This window comes from Phenylobacterium sp. (genome assembly GCF_035309685.1).
Classification (GTDB): Bacteria; Pseudomonadota; Alphaproteobacteria; order Caulobacterales; family Caulobacteraceae; genus Phenylobacterium.
Genome location: NZ_DATGEX010000019.1, coordinates 23,940 through 42,046, shown reverse-complemented (window position 1 = coordinate 42,046; position 18,107 = coordinate 23,940). Strand labels below are relative to the sequence as shown.

At 69.7% G+C, this 18,107-nt stretch carries 19 protein-coding genes; 11 read left to right on the top strand and 8 right to left on the bottom strand.

Annotated elements, in window-relative coordinates:
- Positions 1 to 33: 33 nt before the first annotated feature.
- Positions 34 to 1,071, bottom strand: a complete 1,038-nt coding sequence (selD, locus tag VKQ35_RS05770) for a selenide, water dikinase SelD (protein WP_324359456.1) — start codon at positions 1,069 to 1,071, stop codon at positions 34 to 36.
- A 78-nt stretch (positions 1,072 to 1,149) separates the two neighbouring features.
- Here selD and mnmH point away from each other — a divergent pair, with 78 nt between their 5' ends.
- The 4 genes from mnmH (at position 1,150) to VKQ35_RS05750 (ending at position 4,812) form a co-directional block, all read left to right on the top strand.
- On the top strand, positions 1,150 to 2,208 hold the full coding sequence (mnmH, locus tag VKQ35_RS05765; protein ID WP_324359454.1) for a tRNA 2-selenouridine(34) synthase MnmH: 1,059 nt from the start codon (positions 1,150 to 1,152) through the stop codon (positions 2,206 to 2,208).
- Between the two features lie 107 nt (positions 2,209 to 2,315).
- Complete coding sequence (locus VKQ35_RS05760) at positions 2,316 to 2,438, top strand: hypothetical protein (protein ID WP_324359452.1); 123 nt, start codon at positions 2,316 to 2,318, stop codon at positions 2,436 to 2,438.
- A gap of 27 nt (positions 2,439 to 2,465) precedes the next feature.
- Positions 2,466 to 2,570, top strand: coding sequence for a hypothetical protein (locus VKQ35_RS05755; protein WP_324359450.1), 105 nt, complete (start codon positions 2,466 to 2,468; stop codon positions 2,568 to 2,570).
- A gap of 133 nt (positions 2,571 to 2,703) precedes the next feature.
- Positions 2,704 to 4,812 carry a PQQ-dependent dehydrogenase, methanol/ethanol family gene (locus VKQ35_RS05750; RefSeq protein WP_324359448.1) on the top strand — a complete coding sequence of 703 codons (2,109 nt, stop codon included), beginning with the start codon at positions 2,704 to 2,706 and terminating at the stop codon, positions 4,810 to 4,812.
- 9 nt (positions 4,813 to 4,821) lie between these two features.
- Here the strand turns inward: VKQ35_RS05750 and rocD are convergent, their stop codons facing one another.
- Together rocD and VKQ35_RS05740 are read right to left on the bottom strand one after the other, a co-directional pair.
- The gene (gene rocD, locus VKQ35_RS05745) at positions 4,822 to 6,042 is read right to left on the bottom strand and encodes an ornithine--oxo-acid transaminase (RefSeq protein WP_324359446.1); all 1,221 of its coding nucleotides are present in this window, start codon (positions 6,040 to 6,042) and stop codon (positions 4,822 to 4,824) included.
- Between the two features lie 12 nt (positions 6,043 to 6,054).
- On the bottom strand, positions 6,055 to 6,927 hold the full coding sequence (locus tag VKQ35_RS05740) for a dimethylarginine dimethylaminohydrolase family protein (protein ID WP_324359444.1): 873 nt from the start codon (positions 6,925 to 6,927) through the stop codon (positions 6,055 to 6,057).
- A gap of 118 nt (positions 6,928 to 7,045) precedes the next feature.
- On the opposite strand from VKQ35_RS05740, the gene VKQ35_RS05735 reads away from it, so the two are divergent.
- Positions 7,046 to 7,474 carry an Lrp/AsnC family transcriptional regulator gene (locus VKQ35_RS05735; RefSeq protein WP_324359442.1) on the top strand — a complete coding sequence of 143 codons (429 nt, stop codon included), beginning with the start codon at positions 7,046 to 7,048 and terminating at the stop codon, positions 7,472 to 7,474.
- Between the two features lie 16 nt (positions 7,475 to 7,490).
- A complete protein-coding gene (locus tag VKQ35_RS05730; RefSeq protein WP_324359440.1) occupies positions 7,491 to 9,281 on the top strand; it encodes a M3 family oligoendopeptidase in 1,791 nt (596 codons plus the stop codon).
- Positions 9,282 to 9,896: 615 nt separating this feature from the next.
- Here VKQ35_RS05730 and VKQ35_RS05725 read toward each other — a convergent pair.
- Positions 9,897 to 10,634 carry a peptidase gene (locus VKQ35_RS05725; protein ID WP_324359438.1) on the bottom strand — a complete coding sequence of 246 codons (738 nt, stop codon included), beginning with the start codon at positions 10,632 to 10,634 and terminating at the stop codon, positions 9,897 to 9,899.
- A 129-nt stretch (positions 10,635 to 10,763) separates the two neighbouring features.
- Between VKQ35_RS05725 and VKQ35_RS05720 the strand changes: the two genes are divergently transcribed.
- Both VKQ35_RS05720 and VKQ35_RS05715 read left to right on the top strand, forming a co-directional pair.
- Positions 10,764 to 11,438, top strand: coding sequence for a YceI family protein (locus VKQ35_RS05720; RefSeq protein ID WP_324359436.1), 675 nt, complete (start codon positions 10,764 to 10,766; stop codon positions 11,436 to 11,438).
- Positions 11,439 to 11,515: 77 nt separating this feature from the next.
- On the top strand, positions 11,516 to 13,102 hold the full coding sequence (locus VKQ35_RS05715; RefSeq protein WP_324359434.1) for a hypothetical protein: 1,587 nt from the start codon (positions 11,516 to 11,518) through the stop codon (positions 13,100 to 13,102).
- Positions 13,103 to 13,109: 7 nt separating this feature from the next.
- Here the strand turns inward: VKQ35_RS05715 and VKQ35_RS05710 are convergent, their stop codons facing one another.
- Positions 13,110 to 13,340: a hypothetical protein gene (locus VKQ35_RS05710; protein ID WP_324359432.1), complete on the bottom strand. Its 231-nt coding sequence runs from the start codon at positions 13,338 to 13,340 to the stop codon at positions 13,110 to 13,112.
- A 144-nt stretch (positions 13,341 to 13,484) separates the two neighbouring features.
- On the bottom strand, positions 13,485 to 14,255 hold the full coding sequence (locus tag VKQ35_RS05705) for an HpcH/HpaI aldolase family protein (RefSeq protein WP_324359430.1): 771 nt from the start codon (positions 14,253 to 14,255) through the stop codon (positions 13,485 to 13,487).
- A gap of 140 nt (positions 14,256 to 14,395) precedes the next feature.
- On the opposite strand from VKQ35_RS05705, the gene VKQ35_RS05700 reads away from it, so the two are divergent.
- From VKQ35_RS05700 to VKQ35_RS05690, 3 genes are all read left to right on the top strand, one after another.
- Positions 14,396 to 15,040 (top strand): methyltransferase family protein, encoded by a 645-nt coding sequence (locus tag VKQ35_RS05700; protein ID WP_324359428.1) that lies wholly within the window; start codon positions 14,396 to 14,398, stop codon positions 15,038 to 15,040.
- 90 nt (positions 15,041 to 15,130) lie between these two features.
- Positions 15,131 to 15,550: a cupin domain-containing protein gene (locus tag VKQ35_RS05695; RefSeq protein WP_324359426.1), complete on the top strand. Its 420-nt coding sequence runs from the start codon at positions 15,131 to 15,133 to the stop codon at positions 15,548 to 15,550.
- A 74-nt stretch (positions 15,551 to 15,624) separates the two neighbouring features.
- On the top strand, positions 15,625 to 16,107 hold the full coding sequence (locus tag VKQ35_RS05690; protein ID WP_324359424.1) for a hypothetical protein: 483 nt from the start codon (positions 15,625 to 15,627) through the stop codon (positions 16,105 to 16,107).
- A 7-nt stretch (positions 16,108 to 16,114) separates the two neighbouring features.
- Here VKQ35_RS05690 and VKQ35_RS05685 read toward each other — a convergent pair whose 3' ends face one another.
- Together VKQ35_RS05685 and VKQ35_RS05680 are read right to left on the bottom strand one after the other, a co-directional pair.
- A complete protein-coding gene (locus tag VKQ35_RS05685; protein WP_324359422.1) occupies positions 16,115 to 17,530 on the bottom strand; it encodes an amidase family protein in 1,416 nt (471 codons plus the stop codon).
- The gene (locus tag VKQ35_RS05680; RefSeq protein WP_324359420.1) at positions 17,527 to 17,913 is read right to left on the bottom strand and encodes a GFA family protein; all 387 of its coding nucleotides are present in this window, start codon (positions 17,911 to 17,913) and stop codon (positions 17,527 to 17,529) included. The genes VKQ35_RS05685 and VKQ35_RS05680 overlap by 4 nt, the downstream gene beginning before the upstream one ends.
- Positions 17,914 to 18,107 lie beyond the last annotated feature (194 nt).

The window sequence follows — 18,107 nt, the reverse complement described above, 5'->3', positions numbered from 1 at the left end:
CAAGTCACGCCGTTGCGAGCTTGGCCTGAAGGCTCACCCGGCGACCCGCACTTCCGCCGGTCCCGCGGTCAAGCGCCCGACGATCGCCGCCGCCTGGAAGCCGCGCTCGCGGACCCGGCCGAGCACGGCCGCCGCGTCGCCTTCGGCAACGGCGATCAGGAGGCCGCCGCTGGTCTGCGGGTCGGTGAGCAGGTCGCGGCGCCAGTCCGGCAGGTCGGCGGGGAGGCGGACGCTCTCGCCATAGCTCGCCCAGTTGCGGGTCGAGGCGCCGGTGCGCACCCCTTCGCGGGCCAGCGCCTCGACGCCGGCCAGCAGCGGCGGCGCCGCGCCGATCTGCGCGGTCAGGCCGGCGCCGCGGCAGATCTCCAGCGCGTGACCCAGCAGGCCGAACCCGGTGATGTCGGTGACCGCATGCACGCCCGGGAGGCCGCCCAGCTCGGCGCCGACCGCATTGAGCTGGGTGGTGGAGGCGATGAGGGCCGCGTAGCCCGCCGCGTCGAGGCGCTCCTGCTTGAAGGCGGCGCTCAAGACGCCGACGCCCAATGCCTTGGTCAGGATCAGCACATCGCCCGCCTGGGCCGTGCGGTTGGTCAGCACCTTGTCGGGATGCACCAGGCCCAGCGCCACCAGGCCGTAGATCGGCTCGACGCTGTCGATGGAATGGCCGCCCGCGACCGGTATGCCCGCCGCGGCGCAGACGCTGGCGCCGCCCTCCAGGATCGCGCGGATGGTCTCGGGGCTGAGCTTGTCGATGGGCATGCCGACGATGGCGAGCGCCAGGATCGGGGTCCCGCCCATGGCGTAGACGTCGCTGAGCGCATTGGTTGCCGCGATCCGCCCGAAGTCGAAGGGATCGTCCACCACCGGCATGAAGAAGTCGGTGGTCGCCACCAGGGCCTGGTGGTCGTTGAGCCGCCAGACCGCGGCGTCGTCGGCGGTGTCGGTCCCGACCATCAGGTCGGCGAAGCCGGCGGTGGCCGGCATGCCCTTGAGGATCGACTGCAGCACCGCTGGCGCGAGCTTGCAGCCGCAGCCGCCGCCGTGGGCGAGGGAGGTCAGGCGAACGGGCATGGGGCTGGCGTCTGGCGAAAGGGCTGTCATAGGCTTGCTTATAGGGCCGAGCCGCCCGCAGACCGAAGGCCTTCCGACTTGCCCGGTATCGAGATCCTGGACCGCGCGGACCTCGCCAGCCTGACGGCCTACGACGCGGTGATCGATGTGCGCAGCCCCGGCGAGTTCGCCCAGGACCATGCGCCGGGCGCCATCAACCTGCCGGTGCTGTCGGACGCCGAGCGGGCGGAGGTCGGCACGATCTATGTGCAGGAGGACCGCTTCAAGGCCCGGCGCGTGGGCGCGGCCTATGTGGCGGCCAATGTGGCCAGGCACCTGCAGACCGCGCTGGCGGAGAAGCCCGGCGGCTTTCGCCCGCTGATCTATTGCTGGCGGGGCGGCATGCGCTCGAACGCCATGGCGGTGATCCTGTCGCAGGTGGGCTGGCGGACCACTGTCCTGGCCGGCGGTTACATGACCTGGCGCAGGCACGTGACGGCGAGGCTCTATGACGGCGCCCTGCCGCTCCGGCTCATCCTGCTCGACGGCGACACCGGCTGCGGCAAGACCGAGGTGCTGCTGAAGCTCGCCGCGCGCGGCGCGCAGGTGATCGACCTGGAAGGCCTGGCGGCGCATCGCGGGTCGCTGCTGGGCGGCTTCGCCGGCCGGCCGCAACCCAGCCAGAAGATGTTCGAGAGCCGGCTGCTGGGCGTCCTCGACGGTCTCGACCCGGCGCGGCCGGTGTTCGTCGAAGCCGAGTCCAGCAAGGTGGGCGAGCGGATGGTGCCGCCGGCGCTCTGGCAGGCGATGGCGCAGGCGCCGCGCGTCGAACTCGCCGCCACGCCGCAGGCCCGGGCGCGGTATCTGGTCCGCGCCTACCGCGACATCATCGAGGACCGCGCCGCGCTCGACGAGGCGCTGCGCCGCCTGCCGACGCCGCCGGGGCGCAAGCGGCTGGCGGCCTGGGCCGAGCTGGCCGACGCCGGCGACTTCGAGGCCTTGGCGCTGGCGCTGATCGAACTGCACTACGACCCGGCCTACCGCCGGTCGCGCCGCAAGGAGACGCGGGGGCTCCTGGGCGTGGTGGACGCGGGCGGACTGGAGGCGGCGGACCTGGACGCCGCGGCCGCCGAGATCCTTCGGCGGGTCGCGGACTGAAAGATCGCGCCGCGCCCGCGGGCGGCGTGCTAGAATGGCCTACCCAACGAAACGCGCGGCCGGCCACGCGTTCGTGTGCGCCGTTCCGCCTGAAGGAACCTGCGGCCATGAAAATCTACACCGGCACGATGACGCCGACCCGGCGCGATCTCTCCGATCCGCGGTCCTCCGGCAAGCCGCTCGCCGCCCCGCGCACGCCGCTGCTCAACGACCGCCGCAGCACCCGCTGATCCAAAACCCCCCGAAAGGAGCCCGCCATGGCCAAGGGTCAAAAGAAGTCCAACAAGGAAGTCCGCAAGCCTAAGCAGCCGAAGGCCAAGCCTCCGGAATCGATCTCGCTGAGCACCAACCAGAAGCGCTGACCGCCCCGGCTGACGCCGCGGACCGCTTGCCCGCGTCGCGATCCCGAGCATAGTGCCCCCAAGGCCGAGACTACGGCCGTTGAACACTAGGCCCTTCGGGTTCCCCGAAAGGCCGCGGGAGAGGGCGTCTCAGATGCGGATCATCAAGCTCGGGCTGGCGCTTGCGCTGGCGCTCACCGTGGCGGCTTGCGAGAAACTCACCGCCAACGTGGACGGCGCCCGCATCGCGGCGGCCGACACCAACGCCGAGTGGGTCTCCTACGGCAAGGGCTATTCCGAGCAGCGGTTCAGCCCGCTGGACAAGATCTCGACCGCCAACGTCGGCCAGCTGGGCCTGGCCTGGTACGCCCAGTTCGACACCGACCGCGGCCAGGAAGCGACGCCCCTGATGGTCGACGGCGTGCTCTACACCACCACCGCCTGGTCCAAGGTCTACGCCTTCGATGCGGCCACCGGGAAGCTGAAGTGGTCCTATGATCCCAAGGTCGACGGGGCCAAGGGCTTCGACGCCTGCTGCGACGTGGTCAACCGCGGCGTGGCGGTCTGGAAGGGCCGCGTCTACGTCGGCACCATGGACGCGCGGCTGATCGCGCTCGACGCCAAGACCGGCCAGGTCGCCTGGCAGGCCCAGGTGGGCGACCCCAAGACGCCCTTCACCATCACCCAGGCGCCGCGCGTGGTGAAGGACAAGGTGCTGATCGGCGAGTCCGGCGCCGAATATGGCGTGCGCGGCTTCCTGAGCGCCTATGACGCGGCCACCGGCAAGAAGCTCTGGCGCTTCTACACCCTGCCCAATTCCACGGGCGCGCCGGATGGCGAGCCCTCCGACAAGGTCTTGAAGGACAAGGCCATGGCCACCTGGCCCGACGGCCAGTGGAAGACGGTCGGCGGCGGCGGCACCGTCTGGGACGCCATCGTCTACGATCCGCAGCTCAACCTGATCTATTTCGGCGTCGACAACGGCACGCCGTGGGACCAGGAGAAGCGCTCCGGCGGCAAGGGCGACAACCTGTTCCTGTCGTCCATCGTGGCGATCAACGCCGACACCGGCGAATACGTCTGGCACTACCAGGTGAACCCCGGCGAGAGCTGGGACTATTCGGCCGTGCAGCCGATGATCCTGGCCGACCTGAAGATCGACGGTCAGGTCAGGAAGGTGCTGATGCAGGCGCCGAAGAACGGCTTCTTCTATGTGCTGGACCGCACGACGGGTAAGCTGCTGTCGGCCAAGAACTATGTGCCGGTCACCTGGGCCAAGAGCATCGACATCGCGACCGGCCGGCCTGTGGAAAATCCTGAGGCGCGCTACAAGAACGGCAGCGTCGACCTGCAGCAGCCGGGGCCGCTGGGCGGCCACAACTGGCACCCGATGTCGTTCAGTCCGAAGACCGGCCTGGTCTATATCCCGGCCCAGTCGGACCCCTTCGCCTACCAGGGCGCCAAGACCTTCGGCTACAAGGCCGGCGCCTGGAACCTGGGCATCAACACGCTGGCCAACGCCGGGCCGATGACCGCCGACCAGGCCAAGGCCGCGGCCGCCTCCTACAAGGGCTATCTGATCGCCTGGGACCCGGTGGCCCAGAAGGCGGTCTGGAGCGTCGAGCATCCCTATTTCTGGAACGCCGGCGTGCTCTCGACCGGCGGCGGCCTGGTGTTCCAGGGCGCGGCCGAGGGGCAGTTCTACGCCTATGACGCTGCGAGCGGGAAACAGCTCTGGTCCTACCAGACCGGCAACGGCGTGATCGCAGCTCCCATGACCTATGAGCTGAACGGCGAGCAGTACGTGGCCCTGATGGTGGGTTCGGGCGGCGGCGGCCAGATCTCGGCCCCGGCCTATATGCCGACGCGGCCGCGGCTGCCGGGCCGCCTCCTGGTGTTCAAGATCGGCGGGACCGAAAAGGCCAAGGACTTCGTCCTGCCGGCCCAGCCGACCATCGACCTCACCAAGGTGACCACCACCGGCGACAAGGCGCACGGCTATGCGGTGTTCAACGACAACTGCGGCGTCTGCCACGGCACCAACGCCACGGGCTCGTGGCTGCCGGACCTGAAGCGCTCGCCGATGATCACCACGCCCGACGATTTCAACTCGGTGGTGATCCAGGGGGTGCGCGCCCACAACGGCATGGTGAGCTTCGCCAGGTTCCTGTCGAAACAGGACGTGGAGGACGTGCGCGCCTTCCTGATCAGCCAGGGCAAGGGGGAGCCGCTGCCGGCGGCGCCCGCGGTGGCGGCGAAGTAGGCCGCGGCTCTAGCGCAGCACCGCTTCGAACTGCTCGGCGATCCAGTCGGCCTGATCGGGCGTGAGGATCAGCGGCGGAGCGATGCGGATCGTGTGTTCGTGGGTCTCCTTGGCCAGGAGGCCGCGGGCCTGCAGGGCCTCGCAGACGCGCCGCGCCCCGCCGGCCCCGGCATGGAGTTCGACGGCGATCATCAGGCCGCGGCCGCGCACCTCCTTCACGCTGTCGGCGCGAATGGATTTGAGGCTGGCCAGCAGGCGGTCGCCGACCCGGGCGGCGTTCTCGACCATGCCCTCTTCGGTCAACACGCGGAGCGCAGCGCGGGCCACGGCGCAGGCCAGGGGGTTGCCGCCGAAGGTTGAGCCGTGTTCGCCCGGATGCAGCACGTCCATCACCTCGGTGTTCGAGAGCACTGCGGAGACCGGATAGAAGCCGCCCGAGAGCGCCTTGCCGATCAGGGTGAGGTCCGCCTCGACGCCATCGTGCGCCTCGGCCAGCAGCTTGCCGGTGCGGCCCAGGCCCGTCTGGATTTCGTCGAGGATCAGGATGACCTTGTGCTGCGTGCAGAGCTCCCGGGCCCGCTTCAGATAGCCGGCGGGCGGGATGATCACGCCGGCCTCGCCCTGGATCGGCTCGACCAGGAAGGCGACGGTGTTGGGGCCGATGGCGGCCTCCAGCGCCTCGGCGTCGCCGTAGGGCACGACCCTGAATCCCGGCGCGAAGGGGCCAAAGCCCCCGCGCGACTGCGGATCGGTTGAGAAGCCGACGATGGCGACGGTGCGGCCGTGGAAGTTGTCGGCGGCGACGACGATCTCGGCCTGGCCGGCCGGCACGCCTTTCACCTCGTAGCCCCACTTGCGCGCGACCTTGATGGCGCTCTCCACGGCCTCGGCGCCGGAGTTCATCGGCAGGGCCTTGTGGCTGCCGGTGAGCGCGCAGAGTTCCTCGTAGAAGGGCGCGAGCTGGTCGTTGCGGAAGGCGCGGCCGGTCAGCGTCAGGCGCCCGGCCTGCTCGACCATGGCCTCCAGGATCTTCGGGTGGCAGTGGCCCTGGTTCACGGCGGAATAGGCGGAGAGGCAGTCGAGGTAGCGGTTGCCCTCGACGTCCCACACGTGGACGCCGGAGCCGCGGGTCAGGACGACGTCGAGCGGCTTGTAGTTCTTGGCGCCGTAGAGGCTCTCAAGGGCGATCAGATCGCTGGCGAGCGAGCGGGAAAGGGCGATGTCGTTCATGGTTCTAGGACCTCATTCAGCGGCCAGGATGGCGGGATGGGCGTCGCTCGTCCGGTCCAGGCGTAGGGTCATGCAGTAGGCGGCGCCTCCGGAGAGGATGAAGGGGGCAAGGTCGACTTCGATCAGGCGATAGCCATGGGCCGCGAGCCTGGCCTTTAGCGCGGCCGGGGCGCGCGCCATGATCAGGTCGGCGTCGAGGTTGACGGCGTTGACGCAGAAGGCGGCGGCGTCGTCGGCGGTGGCCTCGATCCGCTGCGGCTCGGGCAGACGCTCACGGATCGTGGCCAGGGCCTGCGCCGTGAAGGCCTCAGGGTAGTAGAGCACCTCGCCGCCGCTGAGCGGGCAGAAGCAGGTGTCCAGGTGGTAGAAGCGGTCCGACGCCAGTTCGAGGCCCACGACCTCGCGGCCGAAAGTCCGCGCGATGGCCTTCACCGAGCTTCGGGTCGAGCGCGGGCCGTGACCCACCCAGAAAAGGCCGCGCCGAGCGTCCCAGATCGCGTCGCCGGCGCCCTCCTGCAGGACGCCTTCCGGCAGGTCGATGAGCTCTCGCACCAGGCCCCGGGACCGCAGCCGGGTGAAGACCGAGCGGAAGACCGCCTCCTCACCCTGCCTTTCGGGATGGCGGAAGCGGGCGAGGAGAACCTTGCCGTCGAGCACCACCGCCGCGTTGGCCGGGAACACGAGGTCGGGGAGGCCACGCACGGCGCCGATGGTCTCGACGTGGGCCCCAGCCTCCTGAAGGGAGGCTCTAAGATCGCCCGAGGCGGTTTGCGCGGTGGCGGCGTGCTCCGGCCGCCACGCGGTCGGCTTCATCCACGGATTGATCTGGTAGCTGACGTCGAAACAGCTCGGATCGGTCATGAGGAAGAGCGGTCGCTGGTCCATCGGGCGATCCTTATGGCGGTTTGAGCCCCAGGATCGCTCAGCCGGGTGCTAGCGAATAGCGACCAGGATGCTGTATTTCGTGATATTGTCTGGCGATTTGCGCAGGACGAATGCCGAAATGCTGGACGACCTCGACCGCCAACTGCTGGCCCTGCTCAGGGCCGATTCGCGGACGCCGGCCTCGGCGCTGGCGGCAAGGCTGAAGGTCAGCCGCGGCACCGTGCAGAACCGCATCGCCCGGATGCTGGCGCCCGGCGGCGCCATCCAGGCCTTCACCGTGCGCACCCGCCCGGAGATGGAGGCCGCGCGCGTCCGCGCCATCATGTGCATCGCCATCGAGGGCGAGCGGTCGGGCGCGGTGGTCAAGGCGTTGCGCGGCTTCCCGGAGGTGGACAAGATCCACACCACCAACGGCCGCTGGGACCTGATCGCCGAACTGGACACCGAGACCCTGGCCGCCTTCAGCCAGACCCTGGATCAGATCCGCCTGATCGACGGCATCGCGTCCACCGAGACCTCGATCCTGCTGGCCACGCAGAAGATGTGAGGTCTAAGAAGCGGGCATGAACGCCCCCTTCAAGACCGACACCCTGCCGCAGTGGGATCTGAGCGACCTCTACACGGGCCGCGACGATCCCAAGATCGAGGCGGACCTGGCCAAGGCCAAGGCCGACAATGACGCCCTGGTGGCGCTGAAGGGCCGCTTCGTCGCGCGGCGCGCGGATCCGCGGGTGCTGGGCGAGCTGCTGGACGGCGGCATTAAGCTCTATGAGGCGGCGACCAATGGCCTTTGGGGCGTCGGCGCCTATGCGGGCCTGGCCTCGTCGACGGCGCGCAACGACCCGGCCTGGTCGAAGTTCGAGGGCGACCTGCGCGCCCGATCCGCCCAGATCGCCGCCGACAGCCTGTTCTTCACCCTCGAACTGAACGAGCTCGACGACAACGAGATCGAGGCGGCGTTCCGGGCGCATCCGCCGGCCGCGCGCTGGCGGCCCTGGATCCGCCGCGTGCGGCTGTCGCGGCCGCACGAGCTCTCCCCCGACCTCGAGCGGATGCTGATCGACCGGGGCCCGGCGGTCGCCAACTGGAGCCGGCTCTCGGAAGAGACCCTGGCCGGGCTCACCGTCAAGCTGGGCCGGGAGACATTGACCCTCTCGGAAGCGCTGAACCGCCTGTCGGACCCCGACGGCGCGCGGCGCAAGCAGGCGGCCGCGGGGCTTTCCAAGGCGCTGGCCGAGCAGACCCCGACGCTGGCGCTCTGCCTCAACACGCTCGCCTTCGAAAAGCAGGTGGAGGACCGCTGGCGGAAGTATCCGGACCCCGCCGCCTCGCGGCACATCGCCAACGAGGTGCACGCCGACGCCGTGGCGGCCCTGGAGGCCGCGGTGGTGGAGTCCTACGCCAGCGTCAGTCACCGCTACTACCGCCTCAAGGCCAGGGCCATGGGCCGCGACGTGCTGGACCAGTGGGACCGCAATGCGCCGCTCGATACCGCCCAGCCGAAGACCTACAGCTGGAACGAGGCCAAGGGGATGGTGCTGGAGAGCTTCGAGGCGCTGGCGCCCAAGTTCTCCGACACCGCCCAGACCTTCTTCAGCCATCCGTGGATCGACGCGAAGCCGCGGCCCGGCAAGCAGTCGGGGGCCTATTCCCATTCGGTGACGTCGGAGAAGCACCCCTACGTCCTGCTCAACTACATGGGCGAGCGTCGGGACGTGCTGACGCTGGCGCACGAGCTCGGCCATGCGGTGCACCAGACCCTCTGCGCGCCGCTCGGCACGCTCCTGGCCGACACGCCGCTGACGCTGGCCGAGACCGCCTCGATCCTGGGGGAAGGGCTGGTGTTCGAACAGCTGCTGGCCAAGGCGACGAAGGCGGAGCGCAAGGGCCTCCTGGCCGGCAAGATCGAGGACGGGATCAACACGGTGGTGCGCCAGATCGCCTTCCACCGCTTCGAGACCCGCTTCCACGCCGCCCGGCTGCAGGGCGAGGTGGCGCCCGATGAGATCGGGGCGATCTGGATGGAGGTGATGGGCGAAAGCCTCGGGCCGGCCATCAAGCTCAACAAGGGCTACGAGCACTACTGGGCCTACGTCAGCCACTTCGTGCATGCGCCGTTCTACGTCTACGCCTACGCGTTCGGGGACCTGCTGGTGCGTGGCCTGATGGAGAAGCGCCGCGAGGACCCTGTGGCGTTCGCGCCGCTGTACGAGGACCTCCTGGCGGCGGGCGGCACGCGGACCTACGTCGAGGCGCTGGCGCCGTTTGGGCTGAACCCGCGCGAGAAGTCGTTCTGGGCGGCGGGGATGAAGCAGCTGGAGCGGCTGGTGGACGAGTTCGAGGCGTTGGTTTGAGGATGGAGATGGACGGCACCTCGACCTCGGCTGAAGCCCTTGTGCGCGCGAGAGTCTGCTTGCTCCCACGTGCTGAGGGGGGCCGCTCCGCGCCGATCAGAGGGAGCTATCGTCCGAACCACAATTTCTTGGGTCCCGACAATCGCGACATGTTGGTTGGCTTCATCGAAATGCAGCCGGACGAAGTGTTGAATCCAGGTGAGTGCGCTGAGTTCGAAATCCTGTTCTTGAATTGGTCGGCGCTCCGTCCGGACCTCAGAGTAGGAAAGGAGTGGCTGATCCAAGAAGGGGCGCACGTCGTCGGAAAGGGTACTGTCTTGGAACGGCTTTCATAAGCTGGTTGGTCTCGCCAGAAGCCAGCTTAAATCTCATGCCGGCCAGTTTGCCTTCGGGCCTGGGCAACTCAAGGCGCGGCCCATGGCCGCCCGCAAAGCGGCGCGCCGAAGAGCGCGGCCTTGACTTGCCCAGGCCCGAAGGCTCGCATCATCCGTGAGATGTAAGGGGGGGACCGTCCCGACGGACATCCATTTACCCCGCTCATCCTTGAGCAGGCGGGGACCAAACTAGGGCAGGTTCGCCAGCCGTGGCCAATGGGAGCGGGCTTCGGGTCTGCCCCTACGCGCCCCAGCTCTCCGGCGGCGGCGGCAGGCCTTCGACGAGGGCGGCCAGGCCCTCGCTGTAGCCGCGGCGCAGTGCGTTCCAGTAGGGGTCGCCCTCCTCGACCGTGACCAGGTTGGCGGCCGAGAAACTGCCGGCGCGGTAGAGCAGGATGTCGATCGGCGGCGCCACCGACAGGTTGCTGCGGGTGGTGGCGTCGAAGGAGAGCAGGATCAGCCGCGCGGCCTCTGTCAGCGTGGTCTTCGGCGTCACCGAGCGGTCGAGGATCGGCTTGCCGTACTTGGTCTCGCCGATCTGCAGGAAGGGGGTGCGCGGCGTCGCCTCGACGAAGTTGCCGGCGGAATAGATCTGGAAGAGCCGCGGGGCCTCGCCCTTGATCTGGCCGCCGACCAGGAAGCTGCCGCTGGCGTCGCCATATGGGGCGACGAAGCTGGAATCCGCCGCCATGCGGGCGCGAAGCTGGGCGCCCAGGATGCCGGCGACCTCGAACATGGTGGGCGCTAGGCTGAGGTCGAGGGCCCGGTCGCCGCCGCCGTAGGCCTCGTGCAGGCTGGTCACCACCGCTTGCGTGGTGGCGAGGTTGCCGGCCGACTGGATGACGATCAGCCGGTCCTTCGAACCCGGCATCAGGTTCAGCTTGGAGACCCGCATCACCTGGTCGACGCCGGCGTTGGACCGGGAGTCAGAGGCGAGCGCCAGGCCTTCGTTCAGCAGCATGCCGAGGCAATAGGTCATTCGCGCGGCCCTCAGGTCTTGCGGCCAGACTAGCGTGAAATCCGCGGCCGTGCTGCCTTTCGCATCCGGCGGTGTCGGAACGTGGCGGGCCGGCGCGTCCTTAAGGGCGACAGCCTTGGGAGAGACCAGATGAAGACCTTCAAGATCCTCGCCGCCGGCAAGGCGCTCGCCCTGGTCCTCGTGGCCGGCCCGGCCATCGCCGCGACGGCGGCCGCGCCCACCGCCCCGGCCGGGCCGCCGCCCGGCGCCTATGTGATGGACAAGGCGCACACCTCGGTGACCTTCCGGGTCAGCCACATGGGCTTCTCCCGCTACACCGCCCGTTTCGCCAGCGTCGACGGACGGCTGAAGTTCGATCCGGCCAAGCCCTCGGCCATGGCGGTGGAGGCGACGATCGATCCGCAATCGCTGGCGCTGAACGCCCCGCCGGCCGGCTTCCACGACCAGCTGATGGGCAAGAGTTTCTTCGACGCGGGGGTGTTCAAGACCATCACCTTCAAGTCCACCAAGGTCCAGGTCACCGGCAAGACGACCGCCAAGGTCACCGGCGATTTCACCCTGCACGGGGTGACCAAGCCGGTGACGCTGGATGTCACCTACAACGGCGGCTATCCGGCCAACGCCATGGACCCGGGCGGCGCGCGGGTGGGCTTCTCGGCCCACGGTGTGCTGAAGCGCTCGGCCTTCGGCATGGGCTTCGGCGTGCCCGCGGCGGGTTCGACCATGGGCGTCGGCGACGACGTCGAGGTGATGATCGAGACGGAGTTCAGCTCCAAGGCCCCGCCGCCGCCGGCGAAGAAGTAGCCGGGCGGCGCATTACCCCGAATTCACGGGTCGGGGACCCGGCCGCGATCCATAGTCCTCGGCGGGGAGGCCGCCGGATGATCGCAGGAGCTTGGCCGCGGGGCGGTTTGACGGTGCTGGCGGCCGCCTTGGCCGCGAGCGGGCTGGGCGCGGCGGCAGGGCCCGCGGCGGCGGACTGTCCGGTTGGCGCGCCCACCGGGTTCTTCAAGGGAACGACGCTGGGCGGCCCGCACGAGGTCGTCGACGTCGCCCTGAACCTGGCCTGCGCCGACGGCCGCTATGTCGCGCAATTCTTCACCTCGCAGAGCGACTTCGAGGCGGCGGAGGCGACGGGCGCGCCCGGCCAGGTCAGCCTGAAATTCGACGCGCGCGGCCGCTTCGGCCACGCCGAGCTGAAGCTCGCCGGCGACAAGCTCGCCGGCGACTTCCAAAACGGCATGACCCACGGGGGCCTGAAAGCCGAGCGCGTCGGGCCGGCCAAGCCGCTGGACGCCCTGACCCCGACCATCGAGCTCACGCCCGCCCAGTGGCGCGAGGACCTCGACGCCTTCGCCGCCGAAATGCCCAAGCGGCACGCCAACGCCTTCTTCCACACGCCCAAGTCCGCCTTCGACGCCGAGATCGCCCGGCTGAAGGGGCGGCTCGACCGGATGAACAACGACGAGGTGTTCGTCGGCCTGGAGCGCATCGCCAACGCCATCGGCGACGGCCACACCGGGGTGAACTTCCCCGCCGACCGCCAACTGCTGCCGATCCAGCTGCAGCGCTATGGCAAGGACGTCCGCGTGGTCGCCGCCGGGCCCGGCCTGGAGGCGGCGCTGGGCGCGAAGGTGGTCCGCATCGGCGGCCTGCCGATCGGCGAGGCATGGACGCGGGCGCTGACGCTCACCCCGCAGGACGAGTTGCCGGAACTGCAGGAGGGCCGCGCGGTCACCTATCTGCGCAGCGGGCTGTTGCTGCACGGCCTGGGGATCGCGCCGGACCGCACCCACGCCGCCTTCACCGTCGTCACCGACGAGGGGCGCAAGCTGACCCTCGACGTCGCCCGCCCGCCGGCGGACAAGGCCGCGCCCTTGCAGCCGGCGACGGCCGGCGGCTCCGGCCTGGCGAAACAGAATCCCGGCAAGCCCTTCTGGTGCCAGGAGCTGGCCGAGCGGCGGACGGTCTACTGCGCCTTTCACGGCTACGACACGCTGATCCGCGACGGGCGCGAAATGGCGGCCCTGCTCGACAAGGCCCATCCGGCCAAGCTGGTCATCGACATGCGCGACAACGGCGGCGGCGACAACACGATCGGCTACGCCGCCTTGGTGAAGCCGCTGACCGCCCGCGCCGATCTGAACCAGAAGGGCCGGCTCTATGTGCTGGTGGGCGCGCTCACCTTCTCGGCGGCGATGAACAACGCCGCCCAGTTCCAGGACGAGACCCAGGCGATCCTGGTGGGCGAACAGATCGGCGAGAAGCCCAATTCCTATCAGGAGCCCAGGCAGTTTCGCCTGCCCAACTCCCACCTGATCGTCCGGGCCTCGAGCCTCTACTACAAGTTCCGCGAACACGGCCCCAACGCGGTCGCGCCGGACAAGACGATCGTGCCGACCTGGGATGACGTGAAGGCCGGGCGCGATCCGGCGCTCGACTGGGTGCTGGCGCAGCCCGCGCCCTAGAGACGGGCTACTCGCGGGCCAGCAGGTAGCGGACGCCGCGCGCGGCCAGCGCCACGGCGACCGCGGCCAGCGTCATGCCGGCGGCGATCGGCGCCGACCAGCCGTCCACCGCAAAGCCCAGCGCGGTGAACAGCACCAGGACCGCCAGCGCCACGCCAAGCCAATGAATGGTGCGCCCGATCAGGCCCGAGGCGCCGGTCTGCGGGCTCAAGGCGCGCGGCCAGATCAGGTTCGGCATGGTCACGCTCCCGCGGACGACGGCCTGGCAGGCCTGGCTGTGCTGTCGCACATCCCGGGCCGGCCTCGGGCGCGGCAAGCTTCCCACACCTAAGCTTTCGAAGCCGTTGCCGCCGAATGATGCAGATTCGGGCGCGAGTGCGCGTCAGCGCGCCGCGAGCCAGGCGCGCATCTCGGCGGCCTCCTTGGCGCCGGCGCGGAGGTAGCGGGTGTCGATGCCGGCGGTGACGAAGTCGAAGCCGCGGCCGATCATCTTCTGCGAATAGGCGACGCTGGCGGTGTGGACCCCGACACGGACGCCGACGGCCTTGCAGGCGGCGAGGATCTTATCGAAGGCGGCCATCAGGGGGGGCGCGTCGGAATCCTGGCCGGGCGGCCCGCCGATGGCCAGCGACAGGTCCGAGGGGCCGATATAGACGCCGTCGAGGCCCGGGGTGGCGACGATCGCCTCGACGTTGGCGAGGCCCGCCGCCGTCTCGATCATCGCGAAGGTCAGCACCTCCTCATTGGCGTGGGCATGGTAGTCGGCGCCGCCGTAGATCACGGCGCGCGTGGGGCCCGAACTGCGGAATCCGTCCGGCGGATAGCGGCAGGCCTGCACGAAGGCGGCGCATTCGGCCGCGTCATTGATCATCGGGCAGATCACCCCATAGGCCCCGGCGTCCAGCGCCCGCATGATCTCGCCGGGCTGGTTCCAGGAGACGCGGACCAGCGGGACGGCCGGCGTCGTGGAGATCGCCTGCAACATGGCCAGCATCTCGGAATAGCCGATCACCCCATGCTGGGTGTCGATGGTGACGGCGTCCCAGCCGTGGCTCGCCATCATTTCCGCCGAGAAGCCGCCCGGCATCGAACACCAGCCGCCGATCACCGGCTGGCCCGCGGCCCACAGTTCCCGCAAACGGTTGGCGCGCATCGTCAGCCTTTCCCCTGGATTCGGCGCGGAGACTAGGCGGCCTGCGGCATTCCGCCCAGTGATTCAGTCATCGCTAACCGCAAGGGTTATCGTGCCCTTCATTTCGTTGTGAAATCTTTGGCGCTCGTGAGGGATGACGAGTGACCGCGCTACGATCGACCGACCAGGCGACCAGGGTCCGTGCGGGGGACCTCACCCCACGGCTCATCGACTTCGCCGAGCGGGCGACGGTGGTGATCGCCTTCCTCTGCTACGCGGTCGCCAATTTCGACCCGGCCCACTGGCTGAACTTCGTGATCGCCTGCACCGACGTGGTGACGGTCTGGTACGTGCTGGTGCGGCGCCCGGCGACCAGCGTCAGCCCCGACCCCGCCGACTGGATCATGGCGCTGGGCGGCACCTTGCTGGCCATGCTGGCGCGGCCCGGCGGCGAGCCGATCGTCCCGCTCGTCGTGGCCGTGGGGCTGACCGGCGAGAGCCTGGTGATCACGCTCGCCGCCAAGCTCAGCCTCAACCGCAGCTTCGGCCTGGCGCCTGCCAACCGCGGGGTGCGGATGCGCGGCGCCTACGTCTTCGTGCGCCACCCGATGTACCTGGGCTACGCCCTGGCTCACATCACCTACCTGCTGATGAACCCGACCTGGCTCAACGCCCTGCTGATCGGGGTGACCTGCCTTTGCCAGTGCGGCCGCATCCTGCGCGAGGAGCGCTGGCTGATGCAGGACCGCGCCTATCGCCGCTATGCCCGCATCGTGCGCTACCGGATGATCCCCGGACTGTTCTGAGCACGGGCGTCTCCCGGCGCAGCCGCTCCTAGGCGCCGCCCACGCACGTGATAGCCTCCTGGGGTCGCCGACCTCGGAGGAGCCTTGCAGATGAAGCGCATTGCGATGGCCGTCCTGGCTGCGGCCCTGCTGGCCGGGCCGACGCGCGCCGCGCCCGATCCCGCGGCGCTCATCTACAAGCTGCCGGCCGACATTCCCTGGAAGGGGGAGGCGCGGATGGGCTCGCAAATCTACGTGCTCTGGGGCGATCCCGACAAGCCCGGGCCCTACGCCATCCTGGTCAAGTGGCTGCCGCATCACTTCAGCCAGCCGCACACCCACCCCAACGACCGCCATGTGGTGGTGATCAGTGGGACGTGGTGGGTCGGCACCGGCAAGGATTTTTCGACCGAGACCACCACGCCGCTGCCGGCCGGGACCTCGGTCACCCACTTCGCCCATCAGTGGCACTATGACGGCGCCAAGGACGAGCCGGTGGTCCTGGAGATCGTCGGCGAGGGGCCGCAGTAGGCGTGGGCCGCCGGAGGGCCTAGCCCGCGCGATGCCGCGCGGCGTAAAGGTGGGGCGAACGGGAGGCGGCGAAGATGAAGCTTCGACTGGCAGGCTTGGCGGTCATCGCGGCCATGGGCGTCGCGCACGGCGCCTGGGCCGATCCCGAGGTGATGCTGAAGTGCGGCGGCGCGCTCCCGGACGGCATGCGGTTCACCGCGGCGACCGGCTGGCAGCCCTTTCCCAACCCCGACCGCGGCGTGACCATCACCCGCGAGCACAACAAGTACGCCATCGCCGTCGAAGGCGATCTGGCCTTCACCTCCGGCGCGGTCTTCGCCCTGCCGCAGGTGGGCATCCGCTCGTTCAAGGTGCTGCGGTCGAGCGGCTCGGAGTATTTCCGCGTGGAGAAGGATCCGGCGAGCGGCAAGCCGATCCTGAAGCACACCATCAGCGGCGGGCGCGACGGCAGCGGCAAGTACAATATCCGCGAGATGACCCTGGGCGCCTGCCCGACCGTCTCGCCGGACGTGGTGGTGACCGAGCCGGCGGCGGCGGGTTCGACGCCGGAGAAGTAGCCGCCGCTCAGCGGGCCCAGAGCTGACGGCTGAGCACGCCGACGCGGGCTTCGATCGCCGCCGCCGCATCGAGGCAGAGGTCCTCGCGGAAGCGCCGGCCGATGATCTGCGCGGCGACCGGATGCCCGTCGACCAGGCCGACCGGCGTCGCCGCGGCCGGCAGGCCAAGCACGCTGATCGCCGAGGTGAAGCGGAAGTCGTTCCAGAAGATCTCGCGCACGGCCGCGTCGCCGCCGAGGTCGGCGTTCACCGGCCACGGCGGCTTCACCGAAACCGGCGCCAGGATCAGCGGATAGGTTTCCAGGAACATCACCCATTCGCGGATCACCCGCGAACGCTGGGCGATGGCGGCCATGTAACCCGGCCCGTCCAGCACGGTGGCCAGCCGGATGAAGCCCTCGATCACCTGCAGGAAATCGGGGCTGCCCATCGACCGCATCCCCGCGCCCTGCAGGGTCTCGATCTCGGTGACGATCAGGTCGGCCCAGAGCTTCCACGCGACCGAGATATCCGGCGTTTCGACCTCGCAGACCTCGTAGCCGGCGTCGGCCAGATGCCGTGCGGCCTGACCGATCAGGGCCATGACCCGCGGGTCGGTCTCCATGTCGGCGGGGATCGGCGCGACGGCGACCTTGATCGGCCCCTCGACCGGCGGCCCGATCAACGGCGCCGGGGCCTGGAAGGTGTCGCGCGGGTCGCGGCGGCTCATGGCCTCCAGGCCCAGCCGCACGCCGGCGACCTCACGGGCCAGCGGCCCTTGGGTCGACATCAGCTGCGCCATCAGCGGGCGCTCGGTGGGCGCGCTGGGGTTGAAGGCCGGCACGCGCCCCTGCGTCGACTTGATGGTCGAGACGCCGCAGCAGTGGGCCGGGCCGCGGAGCGAGCCGCCGATGTCGTTGCCATGCGCGATGGCGCCGATGCCCGCCGCCACCGAGGACGCCGCCCCGCCCGACGAGCCGCCGCAGGTCACCGCCCTGTCCCAGGGGTTCAGGGTGAGGCCGTGCAGCGGGTTGTCGGTGAAGGTGCGGAGCGAGAACTCCGGCGTATTGGTCAGCCCCAGGATCACCGCGCCCGCCGCGCGGAAGTTGGCGGTGACCGGCGCGTCGCCGGACGCGATGTTGTTCGCGAGCGCCACGACCCCGTTGGAATTGGCTTGGCCCTCGACGTCGATGTTGATCTTCACGGTGACTGGCACGCCGTGCAGGAGGCCAAGCGCCTCGCCGGCGGCCTGGGCGCGGTCGCAGGCCCTGGCGGCCTCCAGCGCCTGGTCGGTCAGGTCGACGACCACAGCGTTCAGCGCCGGATTCGCGGCGTGCAGGCGGGCGATGTGGGCGGTGGCGACCTCGACGGCGGAGACCCGCCTCGCCTTGACCGCCGCGGCGGTTTCCACGGCCGACCATTGCCAGATGTCTGCGTCACTCATGCCCTGCCCTCGATGCTGATCGCCGCCCAGTCGAGCCGCTCGTGTTCATAGACCGCCTGGGTCGGGCGCAGGCCGCGGTCGTCGAAGCAGCCGATGGCGACGCCGATCCAACCCGGCCGGAACGCCGGGCGCCAGAAGACCGTCGAGGCGCAGGTGGGGCAGAAATTGAACTCCACCGGCTGGCCGCTGTCGCCCAGGCGGACGTACTGGCTCGCTGTCCCGGCCGGCGTGGTTTGAGCCTCGTCGAAGAAGACCGCCACGCTGAACGCGCTGCCCGTGCGCTTCTGGCAGGAGACGCAGTGGCAGGCGGAGACCTTGATCGGCTCGCCCTCGGTCGCGATCGACAGGGCCCCGCAGCTGCAGCTCGCCGTCCTTTGGGTCATGGTCTCGCCTGCCCCGTGACCGCTCGGCGCGCCAGCGCGGAGCAATGCTTAAGTCTCACGGTAGATGCGAGCCTGCCTCTTCAGGTCAGTCAAGGCCGCGCTCTTCGGCGCGCCGCTCCGCGGCCGGGCGCAGCCCGGACCTTGAGTGACCTGGAGAGGCAGGCAAACTGGCTGCCATGAGATTTAAGGGGGGC

Excerpts from the sequence above, each read along its gene's own strand:
- VKQ35_RS05725 (WP_324359438.1), bottom strand. The coding sequence starts at position 10,634 with ATGACCTATTGCCTCGGCATGCTGCTGAACGAAGGCCTGGCGCTCGCC.
- VKQ35_RS05730 (WP_324359440.1), top strand. The coding sequence starts at position 7,491 with ATGAACGCCCCCTTCAAGACCGACACCCTGCCGCAGTGGGATCTGAGC.
- VKQ35_RS05680 (WP_324359420.1), bottom strand. The coding sequence starts at position 17,913 with ATGACCCAAAGGACGGCGAGCTGCAGCTGCGGGGCCCTGTCGATCGCG.
- VKQ35_RS05720 (WP_324359436.1), top strand. The coding sequence starts at position 10,764 with ATGAAGACCTTCAAGATCCTCGCCGCCGGCAAGGCGCTCGCCCTGGTC.
- VKQ35_RS05750 (WP_324359448.1), top strand. The coding sequence starts at position 2,704 with ATGCGGATCATCAAGCTCGGGCTGGCGCTTGCGCTGGCGCTCACCGTG.
- VKQ35_RS05685 (WP_324359422.1), bottom strand. The coding sequence starts at position 17,530 with ATGAGTGACGCAGACATCTGGCAATGGTCGGCCGTGGAAACCGCCGCG.
- rocD (WP_324359446.1), bottom strand. The coding sequence starts at position 6,042 with ATGAACGACATCGCCCTTTCCCGCTCGCTCGCCAGCGATCTGATCGCC.
- VKQ35_RS05710 (WP_324359432.1), bottom strand. The coding sequence starts at position 13,340 with ATGCCGAACCTGATCTGGCCGCGCGCCTTGAGCCCGCAGACCGGCGCC.
- selD (WP_324359456.1), bottom strand. The coding sequence starts at position 1,071 with ATGCCCGTTCGCCTGACCTCCCTCGCCCACGGCGGCGGCTGCGGCTGC.
- VKQ35_RS05760 (WP_324359452.1), top strand. The coding sequence starts at position 2,316 with ATGAAAATCTACACCGGCACGATGACGCCGACCCGGCGCGATCTCTCC.
- VKQ35_RS05695 (WP_324359426.1), top strand. The coding sequence starts at position 15,131 with ATGAAGCGCATTGCGATGGCCGTCCTGGCTGCGGCCCTGCTGGCCGGG.
- VKQ35_RS05690 (WP_324359424.1), top strand. The coding sequence starts at position 15,625 with ATGAAGCTTCGACTGGCAGGCTTGGCGGTCATCGCGGCCATGGGCGTC.
- VKQ35_RS05740 (WP_324359444.1), bottom strand. The coding sequence starts at position 6,927 with ATGGACCAGCGACCGCTCTTCCTCATGACCGATCCGAGCTGTTTCGAC.
- VKQ35_RS05705 (WP_324359430.1), bottom strand. The coding sequence starts at position 14,255 with ATGCGCGCCAACCGTTTGCGGGAACTGTGGGCCGCGGGCCAGCCGGTG.
- VKQ35_RS05715 (WP_324359434.1), top strand. The coding sequence starts at position 11,516 with ATGATCGCAGGAGCTTGGCCGCGGGGCGGTTTGACGGTGCTGGCGGCC.
- VKQ35_RS05735 (WP_324359442.1), top strand. The coding sequence starts at position 7,046 with ATGCTGGACGACCTCGACCGCCAACTGCTGGCCCTGCTCAGGGCCGAT.
- VKQ35_RS05755 (WP_324359450.1), top strand. The coding sequence starts at position 2,466 with ATGGCCAAGGGTCAAAAGAAGTCCAACAAGGAAGTCCGCAAGCCTAAG.